Below are 21639 nucleotides of genomic sequence, written 5' to 3'. Positions count from 1 at the left end.
TTCGCACATTTTATGGCAAAGTCCACGCCGTCTTACAGGCAGATAATTGTTGTCTCTACTGACGGACCGCTCTGCACCAGAAATAAACATCCGGCACAACGGGGTCGCGCAGGGCGGTTTTTCAAAGTTCCCGCAACCCGGCATCCTTTTTACTGCCAGCCCCGAGGATCTGCTTCTAAATAAATGATTTTGACCCAAGGGCAAGAAAAAAGGTCTTTTTACGAAAGGAGTGTACTCTTATGGTACATGACTGGAGTAAAAAATGGCCTTTTGACGCAGCCAGTTGGGCAAAAGAATTATTTAGAGACACTGTCTAGCCTTGCAGCATATCCATTTGCCGCAGTTGCGACTCCTCGACGCGCCGTATGAGCTGCGGCCCATGCGCCCACAGCCAGTCGCCAGCGTCGTCGCTCAAACCTTCGCTGCGCAGGTGCTGGGCAACCTGAGCACAAAGGGATTCCACCATGCGGGCGGCTTCCATATCTTCAGCACCGCGTAGCGGCTGCCCCGCCAAGGCCGACAGAGTGCGCGCAGTTTCCGCGCCAAGCACTGGCAAAGAGGCAACAAGGCGGCCCGCCCACTTGTAGAACGGCATGTAGCGCCCGTTGCACAAATAAACCATTGAAAGCGCAGCCTCGGCAAAACGGGCGGCGCACAGCATGGCTGCAAGCCCGTCGCCGCGCTGAAGACACCGGGGCAGATTATACTGCCCTGCCTGAGCCATAACCATGCAGCGGGCGGCCATTTTTTTCAGGCGAACATCCTTCGGGTAACACCCCTGCAAAACTTCACGCCAGTGCGTGAAGCCCCCGGCAGGGTCTTCAAAAACTTCGCCATTGGTGCAGGCGGCCAACTGGTATTCGGGGATGGCAAGCCATTCCTGCCAGGTGGCGGGAAGGTTGGGCAGGCCTGTAAAGAATCCGTAAAAATCCTCCAGCGGCAGCGGCCCCACGCGCCCAAGGCGGCGTTCTGGAACAAGCCTGCTTTCAAGACCGTCGAACCGTTGCGGAAGCATGCCAAAAACAGATTCAATGCGCGCCGCATGCCGGCGCAATTCCTCACGGGGCAGCCACAGGCAGAAGGCCGGGCCAAAATCGTGGTCGCGCGAAGCTGCGTCGTCGCAGCCAAAGCATTCAGACCCTTCACCCACAAGCCCCACGGCGGCGCGTGACATGACATCGGGCATCTCGCGCCACAGGATGGAGCGACATTCATTGTAAAAGGCGCGGGCCAGAGCAAGTCCCTGCATGGCAGATCTCCGGGTATGGGCGGCGGTCTGCATTCGCTTCCGCCGCCGCGCGTTGTCTTGTTTCTGCCTTGGCAGACGGTACTACGGTCCCGGGATTACGCGAACGCTGCCCGGACGGCTGACTTTTGCAATAACTTCGGTGACAAAAAGGTCTTCATGGCTGGTTGTCCAAAAATCGGTGACATAGCGCTCATAGACGTTTTTGTCGCAGATATAGTTGTTGGCGGTGCACCAGCGCTGGATCTTCCTGTAGGTATCCCTGATCGTTTCATGCGGGCCGATATGATAGCAACTGGCCGCCAAAAACCCGCCAAAATCCCTGGTCTGATCCTGCGGGCACGGGAAAATGTTCTTTTGCAGTATCTGCATCTGCTGTTCCACGTCTTTTATGCGGTCTTCAATGGAAGAAAAGCAGATGATGACAGGCCCTGTGATATTATTTCCTACAGCTTCAACATAATTGGTAAATTCTATGTTTATGATAGCCGATTTTATGTCCAGATTAAAGATCTGGTCCTGAAAAAGCAGTCTGGCTGGCTGAATATACCGCACCGACACGCTTTGCAGGCTGTTTTCAAGCACCATTTCAGCTTCATGCAACAGGCCAAGCCAGTCGCTTACCGACGTGAGCCGAAGGTGCAGCACCTTTTCTTCTTCACGAAGCGCGCCAATCTTTTCCATAAACATTTCGCGCAACGCTGTGAGAGAAGTATTGCTTCCCACTTCGAAAGCAGCGCGAATTTCACCCAGGTGAAAACCCATCTGCTTGTAATACTTCAAAGGGGGCACAGCCAGCAGGTCTTCCTGCGTATAGTAACGGTAGTTGTTTGTTCCGTGCCTTTTGGATGAAATGAGTCCAAGATCGTCATAAAAGCGCAGGGCCTTCTTTGATATCTTGGAGGCCTCGCTCATCTGGCTGATTGAATAGCCTCGTTTTGTCATGGCATCACCCGAAACTTCCTGTATAGGCTAGTGGAAGGGCCTGATTCATAACAGCGTGGCGCAAAGAAGGTATGGACTGGCCAACCGCAATTGTGGGCAGCGCGTGGTGTCCATCATAGCAGGCGGCAGCGCGAAAGGTCAAAAATCGCATGAAGTTGCGACTTTCTCCGGGGGAAAGGTTATCCCCGCCCCCGGAGCCATATCTGCTGTTTATTCAGGTATATATTTGTTTATTGTAGCGATGCTTTCGGCATTGGCGCGAAAATACATACGCACTTCATCGTTTTCGTCCAGGTCAAAGCGCGACTCTTCAACAAGCCCGTTGGCCTGCGCAGTCATCAGGGCCGTAAGCACGGCTGGCTTGGTAAAGGCTCGAAAAGTGCTGTACTGCCCCTTGAGTGCAGCCATCACATCTTCTGTGCAAGCTTCACTAACCGTAGTCATATATTTAAGGATAGCATAGTTCAATGGTTTCATGGCAGCCTATCCTTTTTTCTTGAAATATTCCAGAGGATTGACGGCAATAATGAAAATGCCGATGACCATAACCACCGCAGCCAGCCAGGCAATGGGCGGCAGGGCAAAACCGTCCTGACCGAACCACAGGCCAATCACTATCCAGCAGAAGAAAGGTCCCCAGAAGGAGAATGCGCCGTTGCACGCCATGCCCAAAGCCGTGCCGCACATGGCGTTGCCCTTGTACCACAGCATAAAGCCAAACCATGCGCCAAGACCAGCAACGAGGAACCACGGCATGGCCGTGGTATCGGTAAAGGCCGTGGTTATCATTGTAAAGGCGCTGTCGCCGCCGATCAGGGCAAACAGCGGCACCAGCACGCCAAGGTTGACGAGGCCGGAAGTAACCTGGCGGATGGTGATGCCGATTTCAGGATCAATCATAGACGTGGCGTAACCGCCAACGCAACCTTCAAGGCCCCAGCCAAAAGCGGCCAGAAAACCAAAAGACAGTCCCAGGAAGAGGTTCGGCGGGGCATTTTCAGCAAGACCGGTGCTGCCGATGAGCGCACTGGCTCCAAAGCAGATAAAAATGCCAAGCAGCATGCGGGGCGTGAGCGCCTGCTTGAAAAGAAAACGGCTCAGAATTGCGCCGATGGCCGGGCAAAGCGCGCTGATGGGCACAATGATGGAACCTGCGCTTTTCAGGCCCAGCACATAGCATGTGCTGGCCAGGGGGCCGCCGATGATGGCGGCGCCAATAAGAATGGCGCCGGGCTTGCTTTTCACGCACCGGAAAAAGTCGCCCATCTTGCCCCTGAAAGTTGCGATAAGCACCGCCCACAAGGCGCTGCATGTATCCGTGGTGGCCGCGCCAAGCGCCCCCAAAAGAAACAGGGTTGAAAAATCTGAAAGTCCCGATTCCCCTCCGTACCAGACAGACCAGACGCCCATGGTCATCGCCAGGGTCATGAAGGCTGTGTAGGTGCCGTAGGTCATCCCCGACATAATCGCCGTAAGAATGCCGCGCCTTCTAAAACTGGTGACCAGTTTGTCTTTGGCGGCCTCCGCTGCGGGGGTGTCGCGCAGAGCTGATGCAGCGACAGGTTTTGCCGTGTGCTCCATGGCAGAACTCCTTCTCTCGCAAATGGATGGTAAAAAAATGACGAAGGGAACGCCCTTGCCCCGGCAAAGACCGCCTCGCCTGACTACGGATGAGCATAAGATTACCCTGAACGGGAAGGTCAACATGATTTCGACTTTTAGCTGTCACAAATTGCACTTTTTCTGACAAGCTTGTCGCATTTTCTTTTCATAAGTAAAACCTTGTTGTTTTTATCGTAAAATATATATGGCAAAATCAGCTGTAAATTCAGCGGTTATTTTTGACTGGCTGCTCATCTGCCAATCTGTTTCATACTTTTTCACTCAGGTTTCATAAAACTTTTCTCACAAAAAAATGAAAAGGGCTTGACATTACCCTGCAGGGGAAAGGGTACAAGATAGACAAGAACTATTTCCACCGCCGCCAAGAGTGGCTTGCGGCACAAATGCGAATCTCAACGGAGCGTATATGCGATATGCAGGTGAAGAGGCCATGGGCCTCATTGAGACGCTGGGCATGGTGCCCTCCATATATGGTGCAGACTACATGCTCAAAGCCGCAGATGTAGATCTTGTCGCCTATGAAAACGTGGGCTCCACCCTTGTGACCATTATGGTCAAGGGCGACGTTGCAGCCGTGCAGGCGTCAGTAGCCGCAGGCGCCGCAGCCGCAGCCAGCGTCGGCAAGCTCACAGCGCAAAATGTCATGCCCCGTCCCGTGCGTGGCGTTGGCAGCATTGCCATGGCCCATGCGCTGGACACCATACCTGAAGACGATCCCGGCCTGCGCTCGCTGGGCATGATTGAAACTTTCGGCATTATCTATCTTATGGAAGCGGCCGACGCCATGATTAAAACTGCCGACGTGGAACTCATCGGCTATGAAAACGTGGCTTCCGGATACTGTTCTGCCCTGGTGCAGGGCGACGTGGCGGCATGCAAATCTGCCGTTGAAGCCGGAATCAAGGCCGTTAAAAATATGGGAGCGGACGTGTACAGCTCATGTGTCATCCCCACTCCCCACCGCCATCTGGTCAAACTGGTGCGACGGTACGCGTTGTCCTAACCGGGCACATACTACGGAGCAAAGAGCATGATCGGCGATAAGGACCTCATTTCCATACAGCAGGCGCGGATTCTGGCTGAAAACGCAGCCGAGGCCCGCAAAAAGCTGGCCGCCATGCCCCAGGAAAGCCTGGACGCAGTGGTGGAGGCTATGGCTGACGCCGTGGAATCCCATGCCCAGTCCCTCGCCGTCATGTGCCACGAAGAAAGCGACTGCGGCCAGTGGCAGGACAAGATGGTCAAAAACCTCTTTGTCTGCCGTCAGGTGCGCCAGAGTTTGCGCGGCATGCGCTGTGTGGGCTATCTCGGCGGCGCGGAACCGGAAGGCGTGTACGACGTGGGCGTTCCCCTGGGCGTCATTGTGGCCCTGTGCCCCGTGACCAGCCCTGTGTCCACAGCTATTTATAATGTACTGCTGGCCATCAAGTCCGGCAACGCCATCATCGTTTCCCTGCACCCCCGCGCCATAGACAGCATGCGCCGCGCCCTCGATATCATGATTGCCGCGGGGCTGGCCCAGGGCCTGCCCGAAGGGGCCATTTCCTACCTGGACATCGTGGCCAAAAGCGGCACCGAAGAGCTTATGAACCACCCCGAAGTGGCCCTTATCATGGTCACGGGCGTGCTTGGCATGTTCAAGACAGCTCAGGCAAGCGGCAAGCCGCTCATCTATGGCGGCACGGGCAACGGCCCGGCCTTTATCGAGCGCAGCGCAGACATTCCCGCGGCGGTCAGGCATATAGTAGCCAGCAAAACCTTTGATAACGGGTTGGCCCCCTCTGCCGAGCAGTGCGTTATTGTGGACGGCTGTATTGAGCGTCAGGTACGCCGCGCGTTTCAGGACAATGGCGCGTACTTCATGACTGACGAAGAAGCAGACGCCATTTGCCGCATACTCTTTCATGCAGACGGCCGCCGCCACCGCCATATGGTGGGGCAGTCTGCCGCAGCCCTTGCCGCCAAGGCAGGGTTTGCCATTCCCGCCGGAACAAAAGTGCTCATGGCCGAGCGTAAATATGTCGCTGGCCGCGATCCCTATATACGGGAGCTTCTCTCCCCCGTGCTCGGCTACTATGTGGAGCCGGACTGGATGCACGCCTGTGAAAAATGTGTGGAACTGCTGTTGCAGGAACGCCACGCCCAGACCCTTGCCATTCATAGCCGCGACGAATCGGTTATCCGCCAGTTCGCCCTCAAGAAGCCAGTGGCCCGGCTGCTGGTGAACACGGGCGCGGCCTTTGGCGGCATGGGCCTGACAACCAATCTTACTCCCGCCATGACCCAGGGTAGCGGCATAGCGGGCTACGGCATCACGTCGGATAATATTTCGCCAATGAATCTCATTTACCGCAGAAAGATAGGCTACGGCGTGCGTGATCTCGCCCAACTGGCGGACCTTACCCCACCGTCCGCACCCACTCAGGGCGTGACCCGCAACGAGCAGAACTTTGACCTGCTCAGGCGTGTACTGCGCGAAGCTCTGGGCACTCTGCCCCAGGCCCGGTAGCCCGGGCAGAGCTGCATACCCCTAGGCCGTTCTGACAGCACAATATGGAGGATACAACGTGGATCTTCATGATTTTTCAAGCAAAATAGCGGAAGTTACAAAGAATCTTTCGCCCGCAGAGCGCGAACAGCTGCGCCAGATTTTCTCTACTGTCACCCTGCCCTCGCACAGTGCTCCCGCTGCTGCGGTTCAGGCTGCTCCGGCTGCGCATTCCGGCCCGGGCGTGCCTGAAGGCCCCACGCAGCGCCACGTGCTGCTGAAAGAAAATTACCTCAAGCAGGTGCCGCTCATCACCATCCACCGCGCGCGCACCATCACCAAGATTGACAAGGAAAATCCCGGTATGCCGCGCGCCCTGCTGCGCGCCACGGCTTTTCGCCATAGCTGCGAAACCGCTCCCCTGGTCATTCAGGACCACGAACTTATCGTGGGCGCACCCAACGGCGCTCCCCGCGCCGGGGCCTTTTCGCCCGATATTTCCTGGCGCTGGCTGCGTGACGAAATGGACACCATTTCCAACCGCCCCCAGGACCCCTTCCATATTGCTGAAGAAGACAAAAAAATTCTGCGCGAAGAAATCTTCCCCTACTGGGAAGGCAAGTCCGTTGACGAATACTGCGAAGCCCAGTTCCGCGAAGCTGGCCTGTGGGAACTTTCGGGCGAATCCTTCGTGTCCGACTGCTCTTACCACGCCCTGAACGGCGGCGGCGACTCCAACCCCGGCTACGACGTCATTCTGATGAAGAAGGGCATGCTGGACATTCAGCGCGAAGCCCGCGAGCACCTGGAGCATCTGGATTACGACCGCCCCGAAGACATCGACAAGATCTACTTCTACAAGGCGGTCATCGAAACCACTGAAGGCGTGATGATCTACGCCCGGCGCATGTCCGAATACGCCGCCCAGCTGGCCGCCCGCGAAAATGATCCCAAGCGCAAGGCTGAACTGCTCAAGATTTCTGAAGTCAACGCCCGCGTGCCCGCCCACGCCCCCAGCACTTTCTGGGAAGCCATCCAGTCTGTATGGACGGTGGAATCCCTGCTGGTGGTCGAAGAAAACCAGACTGGCATGTCCATTGGCCGCGTTGACCAGTACATGTATCCCTTCTTCAAGGCCGACATTGAGTCTGGCCGCATGACCCCCTACGAGGCTTTTGACCTCGCAGGCTGCATGCTCATCAAAATGTCTGAAATGATGTGGCTGACCAGCGAAGGCAGTTCCAAGTTCTTCGCGGGCTATCAGCCCTTCGTCAACATGTGCGTGGGTGGCGTCACCCGCGAAGGACGCGACGCAACCAACGAGCTGACCTTCCTGCTCATGGATGCGGTGCGCCACGTTCGCATATACCAGCCCTCACTGGCCACCCGCGTACATAACTCTTCGCCCCAGGAATACCTGAAAAAAATCGTCTCCGTCATCCGTTCCGGCATGGGCTTCCCCGCCGTGCACTTTGACGACACGCACATCAAGATGATGCTTGCCAAGGGCGTGAGCATTGAAGACGCGCGTGACTACTGCCTCATGGGCTGCGTGGAACCGCAAAAGGCCGGGCGTCTGTATCAGTGGACCTCCACCGCCTACACCCAGTGGCCCATATGCATCGAACTCGTGCTCAACCACGGCGTGCCCCTCTGGTATGGCAAGCAGGTTTGCCCCGATCTTGGCGACCTGAGCCAGTTCGACACCTATGAAAAATTCGACGCCGCCGTCAAAGAGCAGATCAAGTACATTACCAAGTGGTCCAGCGTTGCCACGGTTATTACCCAGCGCGTGCAGCGCGACCTGGCCCCCAAGCCGCTCATGTCCATCATGTACGAAGGCTGCATGGAACAGGGCCGCGACGTGGCCGCTGGCGGCGCCATGTACAACTTCGGCCCCGGCGTTGTCTGGAGCGGTCTTGCCACCTACGCCGACTCGATGGCTGCTATCAAGAAGCTGGTGTTCGATGACAAAAAGTACACCCTGCAGCAGATGAACGAAGCCCTGAAGGCCAACTTCGAAGGCTACGACGCCATTTTGGCCGACTGCCTTGCCGCGCCCAAGTACGGCAATGACGACGACTTCGCCGACGACATCGCCGCCGACCTCGTTGCCTTTACCGAACGCGAGCACCGCAAGTTCAAGACGCTCTACTCCATTTTGAGCCACGGCACGCTTTCCATCTCCAACAACACGCCCTTCGGCCAGTTGCTGGGCGCATCCGCCAACGGCCGCAAGGCATGGCTGCCGCTTTCTGACGGCATCAGCCCCACGCAGGGTGCGGACTTCAAGGGCCCCACTGCCATCATCAAGAGCGTGTCCAAGATGTCCAACGACAACATGAACATCGGCATGGTGCACAACTTCAAGCTTCTGCCGGGCCTGCTGGACACCCCAGAAGGCGAACAGGGCATCATCACCCTCATCCGCTCGGCCAGTATCCTCGGCAACGGTGAAATGCAATTCAACTATCTGGACAACAAGACCATGCTTGAAGCCCAGAAGAGCCCCAAAGACTACCGTGACCTGGTGGTGCGCGTGGCTGGCTACAGCGCCTTCTTTGTGGAGCTGTGCAAGGACGTGCAGGACGAAATCATCAGCAGAACAGTACTGCGCCACTTCTAAACCCCAATGGCGCAGGCCGCGCCCCCTTTATTCTCGTGGAGGGGGCGCGGCCAAAAAGACAGACAGCAACGGTAAAACGACTGAGCAGACGGCAAGGGTAGCAGCGTGATCGAAAGAAAAGCCAGAGTTTTCAACATACAGAAATACAATATGTATGACGGTCCGGGCATACGCACCCTGGTCTTTTTCAAGGGTTGCCCTCTGCGCTGCCAGTGGTGTTCCAACCCTGAAAGCCAGACCCGCCGCTACGAAGTCATGTTCAAAAAGGACGTGTGCGTCAATTGCGGCGCCTGTGTGCCCGTCTGTCCCGTAGGCATTCATGGCATGGTCAATGCAGGAGCCTGCCACGTTGTAGACAGAACCAAGGACTGCATCAACTGCGGCAAGTGCGTTCATGCCTGTCCTGAAGCGGCCCTGGCCATCGCCGGGGAACAAAAGGGCATTTCTGAACTTCTTGAAGTGGTGGAACAGGACTGGCTCTTTTACGAGAACTCCGGCGGCGGCCTTACGGTAGGCGGCGGCGAACCCCTGGCCCAGCACGAGGCTGTGGCTAACCTGCTGCTGGCCTGCCGGCACAAGGGCATCCACACCGCAATGGAGACCTCGGGCTACGCCAAGCTTGACGTAGTTCGTGACATGGCAGACGTGTGCGACCTTTTTCTCTTCGATATCAAGCATATGGATGCCAACAAGCACCATGAGCTCACCGGGGTTCGCAACGAAGGCATACTGACCAACCTGCAATGGCTGCTTGAAAACGGCTGTAACGTGAACATCCGCATGCCCCTGCTCAAGGGCTACAACGACGACGATGCCGAAATTCACGCTGTAGGACGCTTTTTGACCGGGCATGCTCACAGAAAAAATTTCAAGGGCGTGGATCTGCTTCCCTATCACAAGATGGGAGTGAGCAAATATGCCCAGATCGATGTGGAGTATCCTATCAAGGACAACCCCGTACTCGATGACAGCGATTTGCAGCGTATTGAGAATATTCTCAAGGGCTACGGCCTGGCCGTGAAGGTCATAAAACATTAGAGCATGCTGCACTTGAAATAGTCGCTTAACAGCGAGCAAAGCTCGCCTACGCCTATTTCGTGGCAAGGATTTGCAGACAAATCCTTGCAGAACAATTGACTCATTTCATTCGTAAATTGCTCTGGTCACGGCCAAAATTAGGAGAAAGCCATGCTGGCACTGGGACTCATAGAAACCAAGGGGCTCATAGGAGCCATAGAAGCGGCGGACGCCATGCTCAAGGCGGCGGATGTGCGCCTGCTGGAAAAAACCCTGGCTACGGGCGGCCTTGTGACCATCACCATTGCTGGCGAGGTTGCTGCGGTGCAGTCGGCGGTTGATGCGGCACGGGCTTCATTGACCCGCCTTGAGGGAGCCGTGTGCGTATCCTGCCACGTTATCCCCCGTCCTGACGGCGGCCTTGAAAAGATACTGCTTTTGCAGCCCGGCGGCCAAACTCCGGCGGCTCCGGCCAGCCCAGCGCCTGCTGCCGCAAAAGCCGAAACCGTAGAAACTGAAATTATTAAAATTGTGGAAATAGTGGAAGAAACCCCGGCCCCCGCAGCCCCGCAAGGCGGCGCGAAGGCCGGAGACGGAACACAGGCCACGGCCCAGAACGGGCAGGAAGCCTATGATCCTGAAAAATGCAAAGCCATGAGCATGAACAAACTTCGTCAGCTTGCCAGAACAATGAAGGTTGAGCTCACCCGTGAGCAGATCGCCTCATCCAACAGGCAAACCCTGATGAACGCCATCGACCGGGCGGCACGGAAGGAAAAGGAGTAAAACATGGTTGATAAGGATTTACTCTCCATTCAGGAGGCCCGCGCCCTTGTGCGTGCGGCGCGTAAAGCTCAGCCCGAATTCGCGCAATTGAGTCAGGACCGCGTGAACGAGGTTGTCAGGGCAGTGTCTGAAGCCACTGCGGCCCAGGCTGAAACCCTGGCCAATATGGCTGTTGAGGAAACCGGCTTCGGCAAGCCCCAGGATAAAAAGATCAAGAACCTGCTTGCCAGCGAAAAGGTCTATGCCTGCATCAAGGACATGAAGACCATCGGCGAGCTGCATTCCGACCCGGTCAGCAAGATTGTGGAAATCGCCGTGCCCGTGGGCGTCATCGCCGGCATCGTGCCTTCCACCAATCCCACGTCCACGGTTATCTATAAATCGCTTATCGCGCTCAAGGCGGGCAATGCCATTGTGTTTACCCCGCACCCCAGCGCCCGTAACTGCATCGCCAAAACTGTGGAGACCATCCAGAGCGCCCTGCGTTCCTGCCATGTGTCCCCCGATCTCGTGAGCAGCATCAGCATGCCTTCCATTGAAGGCACCAATGAACTCATGAAGATCAGCGATCTTATCCTGGCCACTGGCGGCCCCGGCATGGTCAAGGCAGCTTACAGCTCCGGCACGCCCGCTCTGGGCGTGGGCGCTGGCAACGTGCCTGCCTACATCGAACGTACCGCCAATGTTGAAGACGCCGTGACCAAGATCATGAGCAGCAAAACCTTCGATAACGGCACCATCTGCGCTTCTGAGCAGTCCGTCGTTACGGATGCCTGCATTGCCGACAAGGTGCGCGCCACCATGGAAGCCCAGGGCTGCTACTTCCTCGCGGGCGACAAGCTCACCAAGGTCAAGCAGGTTATGGAACGCGGCAACGGCAGCATGAACCCCGCCATCGTGGGCCGCGACGCTCTGAGCATCGCGCGTGTCGCTGGCATCGAAGTGCCGCAGGGCACCCGTCTGCTGGTTTCCGACGAAAAGGGCGTTGGTCCCAAGTATCCCTTCAGCAAGGAAAAGCTCACCGCGCTGCTGGGATTCTATGTGGTTGAAGACTGGCGCGAAGCCTGCGAACTGTGCATTTCCCTTCTGCACAACGGCGGCGTGGGTCACTCCCTTGCCATCCACTCGCAGAACGAAGAAGTCATTCGCGAATTCGGCCTCAAAAAACCCGTTTCGCGCATGCTGGTGAACACCCCCTCCACCCAGGGCGCCGTGGGCCTTTCCACAGGCCTCTTCCCCTCTTTCACCCTGGGTTGCGGCGCGGTTGGCGGCAGTGCCACGTCTGACAACGTGACGCCCCTGAATCTCCTGAACGTGCGCCGGGTGGCCTATGATCTGCATTCGCAGGGCTGCTCGTGCGCAACTCCCGCCTCGTGCGGTGTTTCCACCGTGGCGGGCGTTTCCCCCTCTGGGTCTCCGGCGGGGGGCTATCCGCCTTCCGCCGGACTTTCAGGCTGCTGCCATCACGGTGCCAGTCATCAGGCCGTTGTGGCCCCGCAAGCTGCCGCAGCAGCGGCCGTGGGCGGTTTGGACATCAATGCCGTCACGGAAATGATCGTGGCGGAATTGAAAAAGGTTTTATAAGCCCAGGCCCGGCCACGCCGGAGCCGCTGCAACCAGCAAATTAAAAAGCTATTGTTAAAACTCTAAGGAGATACCGCTATGACCAATTCATCCAACGCCCTTGGCATGATCGAAACCCGTGGCCTCGTCGGCGCTGTTGAAGCTGCTGATGCTATGGTCAAGGCCGCCAACGTTACCCTTATTGGCCGCAGCCAGGTAGGCGGCGGGCTTGTCACCGTTATGGTGCGTGGCGACGTGGGCGCTGTGAAAGCCGCCACCGACGCCGGCGCTGCCGCTGCCAAAAAAGTGGGCGAGCTCGTGAGTGTGCACGTCATCCCCCGCCCCCACAGCGAAGTTGAGATGATTCTGCCCACGCGCGAAGCCTAGTTTACCCCTTACCCACACACCCGATCCCGGCGGCGACGGATTCCCTACCCCGTTCGCCGCCGGGCGGTGGAGCCGAAATGAATACGCAGATGAACGAGCAAGTCCTTAAAGATATTCTGGCTGGTGTGGTGCGCAAGGTGCTGACTCAGGAATGTGCAAGCGCCCCTGCCGCCACGATGAACGCCGGGCCTATTCCGGTAGAAATTTCCGCCCGTCACGCCCATTTGAGCGTGAGCGACGCCATGACACTTTTTGGTGAAGCCCTGCGCCCCGACAGGCCGCTTTCGCAGCCTGGGCAGTTTTTGAGCACCGGGCGCGTGCGCCTTATCGGACCCAAGGGCGTTATGGATAACGTGGCCGTACTCGGCCCCGCCCGCAGCACTTCGCAGGTTGAAATTTCCCGCACGGACGCTCGCGCCCTGGGTATCAACCCGCCTGTGCGCCAGAGTGGCGACATCAATGGCACGCCGGGCATCATCCTGGCTTCCGCCACGGGCATTGTAGGGTTGGAATGCGGCGTTATAGTGGCTTCGCGCCACATCCACATGCATTCGGACGACGCCCGCCGCTTTGGCCTCAAAGACAAAGATATGGTCGATGTGCGCCTTGAAACCGAACGTCCCATGATTCTGGAAAACGTGCTGGTGCGTGTCAGCGACGACTTCAAGCTGGCCATGCACATTGATGCCGACGAAGGCAACAGCTCCGGCTGGAAGCCCGGCACCAACGGAACCATCATCGGAATGAGCAGAGGCTAGATATGGACTTTACCGCCGCTGACAAGCTTATGGATACCCTTGAGAAGTGCCGCAGGAAGCCCCGCAAGGTCACACCTTCGGAGCCGCTCTATGTAGGCGTGGACCTCGGCACGGCCTATATTGTCGTGGTGGCGGTCAATGCCAAAAAACAGCCTGTGGCGTGCGCCATGCGCTTTGCCCAGGTGGTCAAGGACGGCCTTATCGTCGACTACACGGGCGGCCTGCGCATTGTGCGCGAGCTTACACAGGAACTGGAAGAAAAACTGGGCCGCAAGCTTGAAAAAGCTGCTATCGCCGTGCCCCCCGGCACCAGCGAGCGCGACTGCGCCACCCACCGCCATGTGGCGGAAGGCGCGGGCTATCAGGTTACAGCCCTGCTGGACGAGCCCACGGCGGCCAACAGCGTGCTTAACGTGCGCGACGGGGCCATTGTGGACATCGGCGGCGGCACCACAGGCATTGCGGTGCTTGAAGACGGCAAGGTCGTCTATGTGGCTGACGAGGCCACTGGCGGCACCCATGTGAGCCTTGTGCTGGCAGGCAACTACGACATCAGTTTTGAAGAGGCTGAAGACCTGAAAAAGGACAAGGCCCGGCAAAAAGAAATCCTGCCCGTGGTGCGGCCCGTCATTGAAAAGATGGGGTCCATCATCCACAGGCATGTGCAGGGGCGCAACGTGTCGGCCCTCTACCTGGTCGGCGGCACCTGCTGCCTGCCCGGTATGGAAGAGGTCATTCAGAAGTACACTGGCGTGCCCACGTTCAAACCTGCCAACCCGTTTCTGGTGACGCCCCTGGGCATCGCCCTCAACTGCACGGACTAGCGGTCAGACATGGAAGCCAACGCAAAAGATATTGCCGTTAATCCTGAACGGCCCGCGCAAGCACTGGACACGCAGTCCCTAGTGGACGCGGTGGTGCAGCGCGTACTGGCAAAGCTGGCCTCTGCCCCTCAGAGTGTCCAGCCTGCCAGCGGGCCTATGGTTGAAATTCTGGCTCCGGCTGACGAAAAACTGGGCCACGAAGTTTCGGCGCGCCTGCCTGAAGCGCGGGTACGCTTTGAAACATCGGGCCAAACCGAAGAAGCGGCATTTTACGTCTTGCCGGAACTGGCCTGTTCCGACATGGCTGATCTCGCTCAGGGCAGAGCCTCAAGCATTGCCCTGCGCAAGGTGCTGGATCTTCTGCTTCAGGGCAAAGAAGTGCGCGTGCTGGGCTTTGCCTACCGCGCCTACGCTGAAACGGCTCCCTATGCCCTGTTGCAGCTGTATGAAGGTTACGAGGCCGCGCTTGCCAATTTTGGCCTGACAGAGCTTGCCCCGCCTGCGGCGGACGCACGGCTGCGCCAGAGCCTTGTAACGGCAGACCATGTGACCGAGGCCGCCAAGACAGGCGCGCAGACCCTGCGCGTACCCCGTCAGGCGGTGGTAACGCCCCTGGCCCAAGAGGCTGCGGCCAACCACCATATGACCATTTTGAAAAATCTGTAGGTGTCACATGCTTATAGGCATTGTTGTCGGTAACGTCTGGGCTACCCGCAAGGAAGATTCCCTCAACGGGCTGAAGCTCATGGTCGTGCAGCGGCTTGATCTTGCCCACAACAAGCTGGCTGAAAGCTTTGTGGCGGTTGACTGTGTAGGCGCGGGCATTGGCGAGCGGGTGCTCATCACCACTGGCAGCTCTGCCCGCAAGGCACTCTACAATCAGGAATCCCCCGTGGACGCCGCCATTGTCGGCATTCTCGACCAGGAAGAGATGATGGGCAAAAAGCCGGAGAGCGACTAGGTCATGGATACTCTTGGCATTGTGGACAGCCGCAGCATCGCCGCCGGGGCCGAAATTACCGACGCCATGCTCAAGGCTGCGCCCGTTGCCCTTATACGGGCATCGGTGATCTGCGCCGGACGCCTGATCATTCTGGTGGAAGGCGACCGCGAAGCTGTGGAAACTTCTGTGCGCGCCGCCGAGGCCACGGGCTTTCATCTGGCCGGGCGCTACGTCATTTCCCCTGTTTCGCCCCAGGTGCAGGCAGCCCTGCGCCGCCAGCCCGCACAGCTCGCTGGCAGGGCCATGGCTGTGGTGGAATGCCGCAATGCCGCCGACGGCATTATGGCCGCTGACATAGCCGTTAAAAAGGCCGACGTCAGCCTGATGCGCCTTGTCATGGGCCAGGGCATTGGCGGCAAATCGTATTTTGTGCTTACGGGCGATGTGGCCTCTGTGCGCGAAGCTGCGCAAGCCGCCGCCGACGCGCTGGGCAAGAGCCTGCAACAGATGGTGGTCATACCCCAGCCCGATGCGGAACTTATTAAGGCATTTACAGGCGCGTCCCACTAGGGCGGCTACCCAAAAACCCGCCCCGTGCGGGCCTGAGAGGTACTTATGAGCAAGACTTTGATAACTGTGGACAATCTGCAGGATTACGTCACCGGCAACCGCCTGACAATGGACGGCTCCAAAATACTCACTGCCGGAGCCCGTGACGAACTGACCAGGCGCGGCATTGAAGTCACCTGGGCCGACGCCCCGGCGGAATCCTGCTGCGGCTGCGGTTGCGGCGATCACAAGGCTGAAAGCGCCACTGCCTGCCACAGCCCCGAACAGGAAGAGCTGCTTATTGGCGTGGCCGCCATTATCAAGCAGCACTACAATATTACCGACCCCGAAGAGTTGAAAAAGGTCACGCTGGAAACCGTGGCCGCCATCAACGGCGGGTTCCATTAGTAATAAGGCGTTCCGGGCCAACACCCGGCGCTAAAAATTCCGGCGCGGCGCGCAGCGCCCGCTGTAAACAATTTTTCGGGTCTGCCCCGAAAAACAACCCCTTGAGGTAAGGAGACGACAATGGCGATGATGACTGACGCTTTGGGTATGATTGAAACCCGTGGTCTGGTGGGCGCTGTGGAAGCTGCTGACGCTATGGTGAAAGCTGCCAACGTAACCCTGATTGGCCGCGAACAGGTTGGCTCCGGTCTTGTGACCGTTATGGTGCGCGGCGACGTGGGCGCTGTGAAGGCCGCTACCGACGCTGGCGCTGCTGCCGCTTCGCGCGTGGGCGACCTTGTGAGCGTGCACGTGATTCCCCGCCCTCACGAAGAAGTGGAAATGATTCTGCCCAAATGCAAATAAGGCCGTGCAAGGCTTTATTGACCAAGCTTACACGACGGTAACGCGGGGGCGATCTGCTCCGCCCCCGCGAACACCACGGAGGACAACGTGACCCAGTTTTACGGAAAAACAAAGATCTGCTACGGCCCTTACGCACTGGAAACTCTTGAGAGTTTTCCCGCAAGTCACGCCTTTGTGGTAACCGACCCCTTCATGGTCAAGAGCGGCTTTGCCAATCAGGCGGTAAGCCACCTGAAGCGCAAGGGCATCACATTTGACATTTTTTCAGGTGTGGAGCCCGACCCCACCCTGCAAGCCGTGGTGGAAGCCACGGGGATCTTCCTGCGCAGCAAGGCCGACATGATTCTCGCCCTTGGCGGCGGCTCTGCCATTGATATGGCCAAGGCCATCTCCTACTTTGGCCGCAAGGCCGACGAGAACAGAAAGACCCTGTTGGTGGCCATTCCCACCACCAGCGGCACTGGCTCGGAAGTGACCTCCATCGCCGTTATCACCGACAAGGTAAACGCGGTCAAAATTCCGCTTAACGACGAACTGCTCATTCCCGATGCCGCCATTCTTGACGCGCGCTTTACCCGCACGGTGCCGCCCCAGGTGACGGCCTCCACGGGTATGGACGTGCTCACCCACGCGGTTGAGGCCTATACCTCCCGCCACAGCAACGTTTTTACGGCCATCTATGCCGAACGGGCCATCCGCAACGTCTTTTCCTACCTGCACCGCGCCTACGCGCAGGGCGACGACATGATTGCCAGAGACAACATGCTCATCGGCTCGTGCATGGCTGGCCTTGCCTTTACCAACAGCGGTCTTGGTATCACGCACAGCATGGCCCACAGCCTGGGCGGCCTGTTCCATATTCCCCACGGCTTGGCCAATGCCGTTCTGCTGCCTGTGGTCATTGATTTCAACAGCTTTGACGCTGGCGTGAAGTACCGTGAAATCGCCGAAATGGTCGGCCTGCCCGCCGCCACGGTGGAAGAAGGCACAAGAAACCTTGTGAGCGCTGTGCGCGACCTCAATGCCTCAATGGGTATTCCGGCCCATGTGCGCGAACTCAAGGTCAATGAAAGCGAATACCGCAAGAGCCTGGACACTATGGCGGCCAACGCGCTTGAAGACATCTGCACTGAAAGTAATCCGCGCATGCCCTCACATGACGACATCGTCAAGCTGCTGGAAAGTGTTTGGTAACTTTGATTAATCCGGCACAGATTTTGCTGAGATAATTGGCATAAATTCTTCAGCGGGGTCAGCCCCGCGCAAGTCCGGGCCTTACCCGGCCCGGACTGTAGAGCAACCAGACTCCAGTTACGTCGGTGCTCAATGTTTTGAAGACGCCCGTTCCGGCGCCAAACCGCGCCAAGACCCGGTGGACCTGTGTTCTCCGCAGCCCCGGGGCCTGCCTGTAAGAAGGTTCAACACTTCAAGGCGAGGCTCTCGGGCAACCGTGAAGCCCGGCACGCGCCTGAATGGCAGACGTCTGTTTATAGTAGCCAGAACAATTTCACTTTGAAAATGTTCTAAAATACTCCAAGAGGATATCATGGGAAAAGCAATTGTTGACGCCATACGCCAGGCTGGCGTTGTTGGCGCAGGCGGGGCGGGACTGCCCACCCATGTGAAGGCCGACGCCTCGGCGCAAACTGTGCTGGTTAACGGTGCAAGCTGCGAACCGCTGCTCATGAGCGACCCCTACCTGATGGAAGAACAGGTAGAAGGTATGCTGCGCGGCCTTGAAGCCATGATGGACTGCACTGGCGCAAGCAAGGGCATTGTCTGTCTCAAGGGCAAGCACGCCGCAGCAATGAAAAGCGTTCGCGAAGCCGTGGCCCGCCGCGGCAGCCGTTTTGAAGCTTTTGAACTGGGCGATTTTTATCCTGCCGGCGACGAACAGGTGATGGTGTACGAAGCGCTGGGCGGCATTGTGCCTGAACGCGGCATTCCCCTGCAAATCGGGGCCGTGGTCAGCAATGTGGAAAGCCTTTACAACATCGCCCACGCGCTGGACGGCAAGCCCGTGACGCACCGTTACCTTACCGTAGGCTGCGAAGTGGCCCGCCCCATGGTTGTTCGCGTGCCTGTGGGTACGCGCGTTTCCGAAGTGCTCAATTTTGCGGGCGGCCCAACCATCAGCGAATACCGCGTGGTGGACGGCGGCCCCATGATGGGCCGCGTGCTGCCCAGTGCAGACGAGCCTGTCACCAAGACCACAAGCGGTCTTCTTGTGCTGCCGCCCGACCACAATGTGGTGGCCCGCAAGGTTATGGATCCCCGGGCGCTCAAGCGCCTTACCAATACGGTGTGCTGTCAGTGCTCGCAGTGTACGGACCTCTGCCCGCGCAGCCTGCTCGGGCACAGCCTGCACCCGCACAAACTCATGCGCGTGCTGGACGGCCAGACCGTCAACAGCCCCATTGCCAAGGAAGCGTTGCTTTGCTCCGAATGCGGCATCTGCGAAAAATTCGCTTGCCCCATGGGCATTTCGCCGCGTGAAGTCAATGCCATGCTGAAGAAAGAACTCATGCAGGCTGGCGTTAAGTGGGAATACGACGGCCGTCCTTTGGCCGCTTCACGCTTCCGCGATGAAAGGCGCATCCCCACCAGCAGCCTTGTACGCCGCCTTGGTCTTGCGGGCTACGAAGCTCACCCGCCTTTTGCGGGCGACTTTGAGCCTTCTGAAGTGCGCATTCCCCTGCGCCAGCACATCGGCGCACCCGCCATTGCCGTGGTGAGCGTGGGCCAGAGCGTCAATGTGGGCGATCTTATCGGCGAAATTCCCGAAGGGGCCATGGGTGCGCGTATTCACGCCAGCATCAAGGGCACCGTCAGCGCCATTGAAAACGGCATCATCACTATCAAGGCCTGAGGGGTATGGGCATGAAATTACGGACTATCGGCTGTGTTGAACTGAACAGCATCGGCATGGGCATGCAGACGGCGGACGAAATGGTCAAGGCCGCCAATGTGGAACTGGTTTTGGCCAAAACCACCTGCCCCGGCAGATACCTTATTATCGTCACTGGCGACACCGGAGCCGTCACCAGCTCTGTGAACACCGGCCTTACGCTGGGTGCGGATCTGGTGGTGGACAGCTTCATCATCCCCAATGTGCATGAAGACGTGATTCCGGCAATGAACGGCACCGCCATACAGGGACGCATCAACGCCATCGGCGTTATCGAGACCTACACGGCTGCCTCATGTGTGCTGGCTGCCGACGGAGCGGCCAAGGCTGGCGACGTTCGCCTGCTTGACCTGCGGCTTTCCGCTGGTCTTGGCGGCAAGGCCTTTGTGGTCATGACGGGCGAAGTCAGCGCTGTGCAGTCCTCGGTGGACGCCGGGGTGGCCAATGTTACCGAAGGCGGCCCCGTGGTCAGCAAAATCGTTATTCCCTCGCCCAGCGAGGATCTGAAGAAACACCTGCTGTAGCCGCAATGGCGGCAAAAACGCAGGCTGCAACGCCTTGCCTTGTTGCCGCCAGATTTGCAACGGCACCTGGTAAGCTGCCTGCCTGGCCGAAACAGGCCGATACAGGGGAGCATGCCGAACTAGGCTGAAACAGGCCGAGATATGCCGATACAGGCCAAATCAGGCAAACACGGCAATCAGATAGAGAGCGGCAGGCACAAGAGCAGCCAGCGCCAAGCACCGTGCCAAACGCAACATCAAGTGGGGGGCCAGATGGAAGAAACCAAGCAACGGATCATACAAGAGTATGTGCCGGGCAGACAGATCACTCTGGCCCACCTTATCGCCAGCCCGCAAAAAGGCATCTACCTCAAGCTGGGGTTGGACGACGCATGCGCCACTGCCATCGGCATACTGACCATTACCCCCTGCGAAGGCGTCATTATTGCGGCTGACATCGCCACCAAGGCCGCCAACGTGGACATAGGCTTTCTGGACCGTTTTGGCGGCTCCCTGCTTATCACGGGCGACGTGGCCAGCGTTGAGGCGTCCCTGCGCGAAGTTTTGCGCTATTTTGGCGATGTGCTGCGCTACGACCTTACCGAAATGACCAAGTCGTGAGGCCCTGATGCGCCGTATCATGCTTTTGGGCGAAAGGGGCGCGGGCAGGAGAAGTCTTGCCCGCGCCCTCGGTCATGCGCCAGCCTTTATGCCGCAGCCTATGGCAGTGGAGTTCGCCGGGCGCTTTGTCATTCCGCCCCCGGAATTTTTGGAAAACAGACGCTTTTACCGCGCCCTTATTACCGTTTCTATGGATTGCGGCACCCTGCTTTTCGTTCAGGACGCCACACGGCGCACCTCGGCCTTTCCTCCCGGCTTTGCCCGTATTTTCAATCGGCATGTGGCGGGCATCATCACCAAGACTGACATGCCCGAAGCTTCCATTGAACGCGCCACACGCTTTCTTAACAACGCGGGGCTACAGAATATTTACGCCCTCAGCGCCGTCAGCGGCGAGGGGATGGACACTCTGCGCCAGAAAGAACCCACGCTGTTCGTCTAGACCGGACTACCTTTGCACTGCCTCGCCGTTCAAAGCTGTTGTTCTGTCTAAAAATGCACTCTTCGCAGAATCTACGGCACATTCGCACATAGCGTCACGGTACGGCAGCGTCAGACCATTAATTTTCAACGTCATCACCCTCCAAGCAATCCCTTTTGCCTTTCAGAAGCCGCCGCACCAACGGGAAACGGGAGCTTCTGTTTATATAAAGAGAGCCGGCGTCTTGCGACGTCGGCTCTTATTTTATGGCAGGCTGGAACACGGATTAAAAACTAATGCAATTGGATATTGAAAGCGATATAATATGTTACGGCGAGTAGCTCGAACCGCACGCCGCAAGTCGACGCGCATTCAGCCGGAAATTTCGGTTTTCGGCTGAATGCCAACTTTGAAATGCACAGCACTTCAAAATCAATCTCATCCAGAGCAAGTGAACTTTGAGCCTATACATTCTCAAAGTTTGCGACACGCCTTTTACGGTGGGCGTCTGCTCTCGTGGTCGCCTGGGCAATTTCAAAATTAATTGCCCAGGGAAGCACTGGTTAAAGAGCCTCCTGAAAACGCGCAGTTATTTCGTTTGGCAAGGCGCGATCTTTT

The 21639-nt window shown here is 57.8% G+C and carries 23 protein-coding genes; 19 read left to right on the top strand and 4 right to left on the bottom strand.

Annotated elements, in window-relative coordinates; translation table 11 throughout:
* Positions 1–313: 313 nt before the first annotated feature.
* From HNQ38_RS11125 to HNQ38_RS11110, 4 genes are all read right to left on the bottom strand, one after another.
* Positions 314–1249, bottom strand: a complete 936-nt coding sequence (locus HNQ38_RS11125; RefSeq protein WP_183720727.1) for a DUF4037 domain-containing protein — start codon at positions 1247–1249, stop codon at positions 314–316.
* Between the two features lie 81 nt (positions 1250–1330).
* Complete coding sequence (locus HNQ38_RS11120) at positions 1331–2191, bottom strand: MerR family transcriptional regulator (RefSeq protein ID WP_183720724.1); 861 nt, start codon at positions 2189–2191, stop codon at positions 1331–1333.
* A 210-nt stretch (positions 2192–2401) separates the two neighbouring features.
* Complete coding sequence (locus tag HNQ38_RS11115; protein ID WP_183720721.1) at positions 2402–2668, bottom strand: hypothetical protein; 267 nt, start codon at positions 2666–2668, stop codon at positions 2402–2404.
* A 6-nt stretch (positions 2669–2674) separates the two neighbouring features.
* Positions 2675–3772 carry a hypothetical protein gene (locus HNQ38_RS11110; protein WP_183720718.1) on the bottom strand — a complete coding sequence of 366 codons (1098 nt, stop codon included), beginning with the start codon at positions 3770–3772 and terminating at the stop codon, positions 2675–2677.
* A gap of 448 nt (positions 3773–4220) precedes the next feature.
* Here HNQ38_RS11110 and HNQ38_RS14550 point away from each other — a divergent pair, with 448 nt between their 5' ends.
* The 19 genes from HNQ38_RS14550 to HNQ38_RS11015 all read left to right on the top strand — a co-directional run bounded on the left by HNQ38_RS14550 (position 4221) and on the right by HNQ38_RS11015 (position 21042).
* The gene (locus tag HNQ38_RS14550; RefSeq protein ID WP_183720715.1) at positions 4221–4817 is read left to right on the top strand and encodes a BMC-T shell protein; all 597 of its coding nucleotides are present in this window, start codon (positions 4221–4223) and stop codon (positions 4815–4817) included.
* Between the two features lie 27 nt (positions 4818–4844).
* Positions 4845–6323, top strand: a complete 1479-nt coding sequence (locus HNQ38_RS11100) for an aldehyde dehydrogenase family protein (protein ID WP_183720712.1) — start codon at positions 4845–4847, stop codon at positions 6321–6323.
* 58 nt (positions 6324–6381) lie between these two features.
* On the top strand, positions 6382–8928 hold the full coding sequence (cutC, locus tag HNQ38_RS11095) for a choline trimethylamine-lyase (RefSeq protein ID WP_183720709.1): 2547 nt from the start codon (positions 6382–6384) through the stop codon (positions 8926–8928).
* Between the two features lie 105 nt (positions 8929–9033).
* A complete protein-coding gene (gene cutD / locus HNQ38_RS11090; protein ID WP_183720706.1) occupies positions 9034–9966 on the top strand; it encodes a choline TMA-lyase-activating enzyme in 933 nt (310 codons plus the stop codon).
* Positions 9967–10116: 150 nt separating this feature from the next.
* Positions 10117–10731 carry a BMC domain-containing protein gene (locus HNQ38_RS14485; RefSeq protein ID WP_183720703.1) on the top strand — a complete coding sequence of 205 codons (615 nt, stop codon included), beginning with the start codon at positions 10117–10119 and terminating at the stop codon, positions 10729–10731.
* A 3-nt stretch (positions 10732–10734) separates the two neighbouring features.
* Positions 10735–12315, top strand: a complete 1581-nt coding sequence (locus HNQ38_RS11080) for an acetaldehyde dehydrogenase (acetylating) (RefSeq protein ID WP_183720700.1) — start codon at positions 10735–10737, stop codon at positions 12313–12315.
* A gap of 78 nt (positions 12316–12393) precedes the next feature.
* Complete coding sequence (eutM, locus tag HNQ38_RS11075) at positions 12394–12681, top strand: ethanolamine utilization microcompartment protein EutM (protein ID WP_183720697.1); 288 nt, start codon at positions 12394–12396, stop codon at positions 12679–12681.
* Positions 12682–12758: 77 nt separating this feature from the next.
* Complete coding sequence (locus HNQ38_RS11070; protein WP_183720694.1) at positions 12759–13439, top strand: phosphate propanoyltransferase; 681 nt, start codon at positions 12759–12761, stop codon at positions 13437–13439.
* Between the two features lie 2 nt (positions 13440–13441).
* Complete coding sequence (eutJ, locus tag HNQ38_RS11065; RefSeq protein ID WP_183720691.1) at positions 13442–14263, top strand: ethanolamine utilization protein EutJ; 822 nt, start codon at positions 13442–13444, stop codon at positions 14261–14263.
* A 9-nt stretch (positions 14264–14272) separates the two neighbouring features.
* Entirely contained in the window at positions 14273–14929 is a 657-nt protein-coding gene (locus tag HNQ38_RS11060) for a hypothetical protein (RefSeq protein WP_183720688.1), read from the top strand.
* 7 nt (positions 14930–14936) lie between these two features.
* A complete protein-coding gene (locus tag HNQ38_RS11055; RefSeq protein WP_183720685.1) occupies positions 14937–15224 on the top strand; it encodes a EutN/CcmL family microcompartment protein in 288 nt (95 codons plus the stop codon).
* A gap of 3 nt (positions 15225–15227) precedes the next feature.
* A complete protein-coding gene (locus tag HNQ38_RS11050; protein WP_183720682.1) occupies positions 15228–15776 on the top strand; it encodes a BMC domain-containing protein in 549 nt (182 codons plus the stop codon).
* Between the two features lie 45 nt (positions 15777–15821).
* Positions 15822–16163: a hypothetical protein gene (locus HNQ38_RS11045; protein WP_183720679.1), complete on the top strand. Its 342-nt coding sequence runs from the start codon at positions 15822–15824 to the stop codon at positions 16161–16163.
* Positions 16164–16289: 126 nt separating this feature from the next.
* Positions 16290–16568 carry a BMC domain-containing protein gene (locus tag HNQ38_RS11040; protein WP_183720837.1) on the top strand — a complete coding sequence of 93 codons (279 nt, stop codon included), beginning with the start codon at positions 16290–16292 and terminating at the stop codon, positions 16566–16568.
* Positions 16569–16655: 87 nt separating this feature from the next.
* Entirely contained in the window at positions 16656–17762 is a 1107-nt protein-coding gene (locus tag HNQ38_RS11035) for an iron-containing alcohol dehydrogenase (protein WP_183720676.1), read from the top strand.
* Between the two features lie 352 nt (positions 17763–18114).
* Positions 18115–19437: a 4Fe-4S dicluster domain-containing protein gene (locus tag HNQ38_RS11030; protein ID WP_183720673.1), complete on the top strand. Its 1323-nt coding sequence runs from the start codon at positions 18115–18117 to the stop codon at positions 19435–19437.
* An 11-nt stretch (positions 19438–19448) separates the two neighbouring features.
* Positions 19449–20000 (top strand): BMC domain-containing protein, encoded by a 552-nt coding sequence (locus HNQ38_RS11025; RefSeq protein ID WP_183720670.1) that lies wholly within the window; start codon positions 19449–19451, stop codon positions 19998–20000.
* Positions 20001–20252: 252 nt separating this feature from the next.
* On the top strand, positions 20253–20600 hold the full coding sequence (locus tag HNQ38_RS11020; RefSeq protein WP_183720667.1) for a BMC domain-containing protein: 348 nt from the start codon (positions 20253–20255) through the stop codon (positions 20598–20600).
* Between the two features lie 7 nt (positions 20601–20607).
* Positions 20608–21042 (top strand): EutP/PduV family microcompartment system protein, encoded by a 435-nt coding sequence (locus tag HNQ38_RS11015; protein ID WP_183720664.1) that lies wholly within the window; start codon positions 20608–20610, stop codon positions 21040–21042.
* The last annotated feature ends 597 nt before the right edge of the window (positions 21043–21639 follow it).

Origin of the sequence: Desulfovibrio intestinalis, assembly GCF_014202345.1 — a bacterium.
Lineage (GTDB): Bacteria > Desulfobacterota > Desulfovibrionia > Desulfovibrionales > Desulfovibrionaceae > Desulfovibrio > Desulfovibrio intestinalis.
This window is presented reverse-complemented; position numbering and strand designations above follow the sequence as displayed.

Excerpts from the sequence above, each read along its gene's own strand:
- HNQ38_RS11125 (WP_183720727.1), bottom strand. The coding sequence starts at position 1,249 with ATGCAGGGACTTGCTCTGGCCCGCGCCTTTTACAATGAATGTCGCTCC.
- HNQ38_RS11120 (WP_183720724.1), bottom strand. The coding sequence starts at position 2,191 with ATGACAAAACGAGGCTATTCAATCAGCCAGATGAGCGAGGCCTCCAAG.
- HNQ38_RS11115 (WP_183720721.1), bottom strand. The coding sequence starts at position 2,668 with ATGAAACCATTGAACTATGCTATCCTTAAATATATGACTACGGTTAGT.
- HNQ38_RS11110 (WP_183720718.1), bottom strand. The coding sequence starts at position 3,772 with ATGGAGCACACGGCAAAACCTGTCGCTGCATCAGCTCTGCGCGACACC.
- HNQ38_RS14550 (WP_183720715.1), top strand. The coding sequence starts at position 4,221 with ATGCGATATGCAGGTGAAGAGGCCATGGGCCTCATTGAGACGCTGGGC.
- HNQ38_RS11100 (WP_183720712.1), top strand. The coding sequence starts at position 4,845 with ATGATCGGCGATAAGGACCTCATTTCCATACAGCAGGCGCGGATTCTG.
- HNQ38_RS14485 (WP_183720703.1), top strand. The coding sequence starts at position 10,117 with ATGCTGGCACTGGGACTCATAGAAACCAAGGGGCTCATAGGAGCCATA.
- HNQ38_RS11080 (WP_183720700.1), top strand. The coding sequence starts at position 10,735 with ATGGTTGATAAGGATTTACTCTCCATTCAGGAGGCCCGCGCCCTTGTG.
- eutM (WP_183720697.1), top strand. The coding sequence starts at position 12,394 with ATGACCAATTCATCCAACGCCCTTGGCATGATCGAAACCCGTGGCCTC.
- HNQ38_RS11070 (WP_183720694.1), top strand. The coding sequence starts at position 12,759 with ATGAATACGCAGATGAACGAGCAAGTCCTTAAAGATATTCTGGCTGGT.
- eutJ (WP_183720691.1), top strand. The coding sequence starts at position 13,442 with ATGGACTTTACCGCCGCTGACAAGCTTATGGATACCCTTGAGAAGTGC.
- HNQ38_RS11060 (WP_183720688.1), top strand. The coding sequence starts at position 14,273 with ATGGAAGCCAACGCAAAAGATATTGCCGTTAATCCTGAACGGCCCGCG.
- HNQ38_RS11055 (WP_183720685.1), top strand. The coding sequence starts at position 14,937 with ATGCTTATAGGCATTGTTGTCGGTAACGTCTGGGCTACCCGCAAGGAA.
- HNQ38_RS11050 (WP_183720682.1), top strand. The coding sequence starts at position 15,228 with ATGGATACTCTTGGCATTGTGGACAGCCGCAGCATCGCCGCCGGGGCC.
- HNQ38_RS11045 (WP_183720679.1), top strand. The coding sequence starts at position 15,822 with ATGAGCAAGACTTTGATAACTGTGGACAATCTGCAGGATTACGTCACC.
- HNQ38_RS11040 (WP_183720837.1), top strand. The coding sequence starts at position 16,290 with ATGATGACTGACGCTTTGGGTATGATTGAAACCCGTGGTCTGGTGGGC.
- HNQ38_RS11030 (WP_183720673.1), top strand. The coding sequence starts at position 18,115 with ATGGGAAAAGCAATTGTTGACGCCATACGCCAGGCTGGCGTTGTTGGC.
- HNQ38_RS11025 (WP_183720670.1), top strand. The coding sequence starts at position 19,449 with ATGAAATTACGGACTATCGGCTGTGTTGAACTGAACAGCATCGGCATG.
- HNQ38_RS11020 (WP_183720667.1), top strand. The coding sequence starts at position 20,253 with ATGGAAGAAACCAAGCAACGGATCATACAAGAGTATGTGCCGGGCAGA.
- HNQ38_RS11015 (WP_183720664.1), top strand. The coding sequence starts at position 20,608 with ATGCGCCGTATCATGCTTTTGGGCGAAAGGGGCGCGGGCAGGAGAAGT.